General features: G+C 71.1%; 4 protein-coding genes. All 4 read right to left on the bottom strand.

The features are described 5' to 3' along the window. Positions 1-115: 115 nt before the first annotated feature. Positions 116-1,297, bottom strand: a complete 1,182-nt coding sequence (gene nusA / locus QOL99_RS14955) for a transcription termination factor NusA (RefSeq protein WP_285524992.1) — start codon at positions 1,295-1,297, stop codon at positions 116-118. A 155-nt stretch (positions 1,298-1,452) separates the two neighbouring features. Further along, positions 1,453-1,920 (bottom strand): ribosome maturation factor RimP, encoded by a 468-nt coding sequence (rimP, locus tag QOL99_RS14950; protein WP_285524990.1) that lies wholly within the window; start codon positions 1,918-1,920, stop codon positions 1,453-1,455. Positions 1,921-2,374: 454 nt separating this feature from the next. Next, a complete protein-coding gene (locus QOL99_RS14945) occupies positions 2,375-3,511 on the bottom strand; it encodes an LCP family protein (RefSeq protein WP_285524989.1) in 1,137 nt (378 codons plus the stop codon). Between the two features lie 59 nt (positions 3,512-3,570). Next, positions 3,571-5,067 (bottom strand): phospholipase D-like domain-containing protein (locus tag QOL99_RS14940; RefSeq protein WP_285524988.1); only part of this gene is annotated, 1,497 nt, incomplete at its 5' end.

The raw sequence follows: 5,067 nt of genomic DNA, 5'->3' as shown, positions 1-5,067 counted from the left end.
GGGTCCCGGCTCACGCGCAGCAGCTCGGCCTGGGGCCGCTTCGCGCGGCAGGCCACGCAGGTGCGCTGGGGAACGTGGGGGACTGCGGTGGGGAGGCTGGGGGCGGTCACGGGGGTCACTCCTGGGCGTCGTCCGGGCTGGCGGTCGCCACCGACTTGCTGTCCTTGAACAGCGCGTTGAAGGCCGAGGCGGCGCCGGTGCGGTTGCCCGCGCCTGCCTGCTCCTCTTCCATCGCCTGCTGCATCGCCGCGTCGAGGTCGGAGACCGCCGCCGTCTCGCGCAGGTCGATCTTGTGGCCGGTCAGCTTGGCCGCGAGGCGCACGTTCTGGCCGCCCTTGCCGATGGCGAGCGAGAGCTGGTCGGGCATCACGGTGACGGTGGCCTCGTTCTCCTCGATCTCGATGGGGCCGACCTTGGCGGGCGAGAGCGCGTTGCGGATGAACTCACGGGCGTTGGGGTCCCAGAGAATCACGTCCACCCGCTCGCGCCCGAGTTCGCCCGTCACGGCCTGGATGCGGTTGCCCCGGTGCCCGATGCACGCCCCGATGGGGTCGACGTTGGAATTGTGCGAGAACACCGCCACCTTGGAGCGCTGCCCGGCCTCCCGCGCGATGGCCTTGACCTCCACGATGCCGTTGGCGACTTCCGGAATCTCCTGGCGCAGCAGGTAGTCGAGCAGATGCTCGTCGGCCCGGCTCGCCAGGATGGTCGGCCCCTTGGGGGTCTTGCGGACCTCCTTGAGGTAGATCTTGACCCGGTTGCCGGGGGTCAGCTTCTCGCCGGGAATCTGCTCGCGGGGGGGCAGAATCGCTTCCCCGGCGCCGAGTTCGACAAACCAGTTGCCCTTGTTGTCGCTGCGGACCACCTGCGCGGTGAGCACCTGGCCCTCGCGGTCCTTGTACTCGTTGAAGACCACGTTGCGCTCGGTCTCGCGCATCTTCTGGGTCAGGGTCTGCTTGGCGGCCTGCAGGGCGATGCGCGAGAACTTCTCGCGGTCGACCGGAAACTCCATCTCCATGCCGACCTCGACGCCGGGATCGAGTTCCAGCGCGTCCGCGAGGCTGATCTGCAGGTTCTCGTCCTCGACCTTCTCCACGACCTCGCGGACGACGAGCACCTCGAGTTCCCCGCTCACGGGGTCAAGGTGCACCTCGACCCGTCGGTCAGGTTCCACGTTGCGGACATAAGCCTGCGCGAGCGACTGCTCGAAAGCCTCGATCAGTTGCATCTCGTTGATGTTGCGTTGCTGCGCGACTTCACGCAGCGCGTCGGCGAAATTGAATTCGGGCTGGGTCATCCCAAGTCCTCCCCTTGAGTTCAACGGATTGTGTCCAGTTCCTGAACCGCCAGCACAGCACCGGCCGTTCATCCATCTCCCGGAATCCGTTCCTGTTCCTGCTGCCTGCGGCCGGGTCTCCAGGTGTCAGGGACACCCTTCAACCGGAGGGTTCCTCAGCGGTGCCGGTCGGGAAATTCGGCCAGGTTGCCCTGGAAGCTGCCCACCGTGAGCGTCACGTCCTCGCCCAGCACGTCGAAGGTGACCTGCTCGCCCTCGACCGCCTTGATGGGCGCCGTGAAGGAATGCTCGCCACTGCGGACGCGGGCCTTGAGGCCCACCATGCGCTCGAAATGCCGTGCCCGCGTCAGGGGCCGCTTGGCTCCCGGCGATTCGAGTTCGAGGCGGTACTCGTCCGAGATGGGATCGGCGCGGTCGAACTCGGCCCCGACCGTCCGGCTGGCCTGTTCCAGATTCTCGACCGTGACCGGCTGCTCGTCGAGGCGGTCCATGCGGATCACCACGATGGGCCGCCGCCCCGGATTCTGCACCTGCACGTCCAGCACCTCGTAGCCCAGCGGGCGCAGGACGCCGTCCGCAAGGCGGTGAAGCTGGTCTGAATGGTTGTTCGCGTTGCTATTCATAGTGTAGGCCCCTTGTCTCCGGGGCCGCTCACCACCCCCTCCACGAAAAAAGGTGGGTGCAGAACCCACCTCGTTTTCGAGGATTTCTGAGGGCCACTATACCGCACGTGCGGTGAGGGGCCTGAACGGGGGTCACAAAGGGGTGAAAGGGGCGGATATGTGGTGCGCGGCGGGCGGGACCCCTCAGTCNGGATTTCTGAGGGCCACTATACCGCACGTGCGGTGAGGGGCCTGAACGGGGGTCACAAAGGGGTGAAAGGGGCGGATATGTGGTGCGCGGCGGGCGGGACCCCTCAGTCCGCTGCGCGGCCAGCTCCCCTCAAAGGGAGCCTTGAAGCGCACGGGACTGGGGGGACGGTGCCCACAAAAGCCTCCCTTTGAAGGGGACTGGCAAGGCTGCGGGGCAGAGGTGCCCCGCAGGGGGGCGGACTCGTGGAGCTGCTTGCAGAGGGGTTCAGTTCGCCGGGGTATCACTTCCCAGGCGCACGGTCACGTCCGCCCCGGCCACGCCCGGCGCGGCGGTGAGCTGCCCGAAGCCCACGTCGCGCTGCACGTCCCCGGCCCGCTCGCCGCTGAGGGTGGTGGGGCCGCCCTCGCGCGGGCCGTTGGAGATGGTCACGTTGCTGTAGCCGAGGCCGCGCAGCCGCGCCTGCATCCGGGCCGCGCTGCCCGCCGGGGCGCCCACGTTGACGACGGCGACCGAGAGATTGCGCGGGTCGTTCGGGTCGCGGAAGTGCTCGCGCACGAGTTCGGCCAGCGCCGCCCGGTCCGCGGTCCAGGTGCCGCCCGCCCCGTAATTGCCGGGAACGGTGTGGCTCTGCACACGCGGCCCCCGCAAGGCTGCCCCCAGCAGCGCCCCGACCTCGCCGCGCGAGAGGTCCGAGCGGGTGTGCTCGTGCAGGGCGCCCACCATGCGCGGCAGCCGCCACCAGTTCAGCGGGCTGCGGGCCTGGTTGACCAGCGCCGTCAGGTAGGCCTGCTGGCGCTGCACCCGCCCGATGTCGCCGAGGTTGTCCTTGCGAAAGCGCAGGAACCCCTCGGCCTGCTCGCCGCTGAGGCGCTGCCGCCCCGGCTGCAGGTCGATGTGGAGTTTTCCGGCGTTGTCGTCGTACTTCATGCGCTGGCCCACTTCCACCGTGACCCCGCCCGCCGCGTCGGTCAGGGCGCGGACCGCTCCCAGCGAGAGCAGCACGTGCGCGTCCACCCGGACGCCGGTCAGCTCCTGCACGGTCGCCGCGAGCACCTCCGGCCCGCCGTGACGGTTGGCCGCGTTGATCTTGCTCATTCCCCAGCCGGGCACGCTCACCCAGGTGTCGCGCGGAATGCTCAGCAGGTCCGTCTGTCCGTCCGGGTGCACCTGCGCCAGCACGATGGTGTCGGTGCGCCCCAGGAAGCTCTCGGGCTTGGGGGGATAGGGCCACACCCCCGCCGAGTCGTCGTATTCCACGTCCACCCCGGCGAGCAGGAGATTCAGGGGACCGTCGGCCGCGCGGGGCAGGGCGCCGTAGCGGGACAGGGCGGGGGCAGCGGGGACCGCGAGAGCAACGAGGCCCGCCAGCACGACGAGCAGGGGAAGAAGGGTGCGGCGCACGGGGCGAGTGTAGCGGCGCGGCGGATGAGGGGCAACGGCCTGCCCGCGCCCCCCGGCCCTCAGCGGCCCACCGCCTCCAGCCAGCCGGGCAGGGTCGCGGGCTCGCCCTGCGTCCAGAACTGCGCGAAGGCCCGCCCGAACTCGGCGTTCACCGCTGCCTCGGTCGTGGCGACGCTGTACTCGTTGAGCCCGCGCGGGGTCCAGGACGAGTAGTGCAGGTTCTGGCTGCCCACCACCAGCATCTGCCCGTCGACCCGGGTCACCTTGGCGTGCAGGGCGCCGGGGTACCAGCGGGCCTCGAAGCGGCCGGACAGCCCCCGCGCGGCGAGTTCCCGGTGCAGCACCGCCAGCCCGATGCGGTTTTCCAGCCCCAGCAGGCTGTGTTCGTGCAGGCTCGCCCGCACCTGCACCCCGCGCTCCATCGCCGCGACAAGCGCCCGCATCCACGGCAGGGCGTCCGCCCCGTAGGTGCACAGGCTGGGGTTGAGCAGCGCGAGGTTGCAGCGCAGGCCCATGCTGAAGCTGACGTGCAGCAGCTCGATCTCCTGCCGGGCGGCCCCGATCAGTGCGAGCTGCGCGGTGTCGGCCGCCGGAAAGCCCTCGCGGCGGTAGAGGCTGAAGGCGCGGTCCGTCCCGACCGGGGCCAGCGGAAAGGTCGCGGTGCCCTGCGGGTGCGTCGCCTCCGCCGGACCGGCCCCCCGGCACGACGAGCGCACCCGCTGGGCGGTCACGTCCGGGTCGCACTCGACGCGGGTGGAGCGCACCCACAGGTCGTCGAAGACGTTCAGGCCGTCCCGCGCGACCGGCCCGCGCACCCGCAGCCCGAAGTCGCGCAGGTCGCCGCCTCCCGGCTGATCGGCGGGAAAGTGCAGCGGCCCCACGTTGAAGCCCATGGCCACGAGGTCGCGGCCGTCGAGCACCAGCAGCTTGGCGTGGCTGTGCGGAAAGGTGCCCGCGTAGTTCGCCACCTCGACCCGCCAGCCCCGCGCCTCGTCGGTCAGGGGGACCCCCGCGCCCAGCAGGTCACGGACCGCCGCGTACACCTGCGACCCCCACTCCAGGTTCGCGGTGACCGGAAAGTTGCCCAGCGCGATCCGCACCGTCACCCCGTCCGGGTAGGCGGCAGGATCGGCCCGCACCCGGCGGTACAGCTCGGCCACCCCCCCGGCGAGCACGGCCCCCGGCCCCCGGCGGGGTTCGTCGGCCCACTCCATCACCGCGAAAAGCACCTCGCGCCTTGCCTCCGCGACCCGCGCGGCCAGCACGTCGTAGGCCCCGTGCGGGGTGGGCGGCTGGGCGCTGAAGGCGGGGCCCGGATTCGGGGTGTGCAGCAGCCCCAGCACCCGGTTCCCGCACGAGAGGTCGGGCCGCCCGCCCCGCGTGGTGACCTCCCAGACGGCCCGTTCCAGCCTGCCCGTGGGGGCCGGGCACTCCAGCCCGGAGGCCGCCGGAACCGCCAGCGGCTCGGCGCGGGTGGGGCGCGACTGCACGAAGGACACCGCCTGCTGGGCGACCCCCCATACCCCCAGCAGCGTGACGCCCAGCGCGGCGAGGGT

It is taken from the genome of Deinococcus rhizophilus, assembly GCF_030271215.1.
Taxonomy (GTDB): domain Bacteria; phylum Deinococcota; class Deinococci; order Deinococcales; family Deinococcaceae; genus Deinococcus; species Deinococcus rhizophilus.
This window is presented reverse-complemented; position numbering and strand designations above follow the sequence as displayed.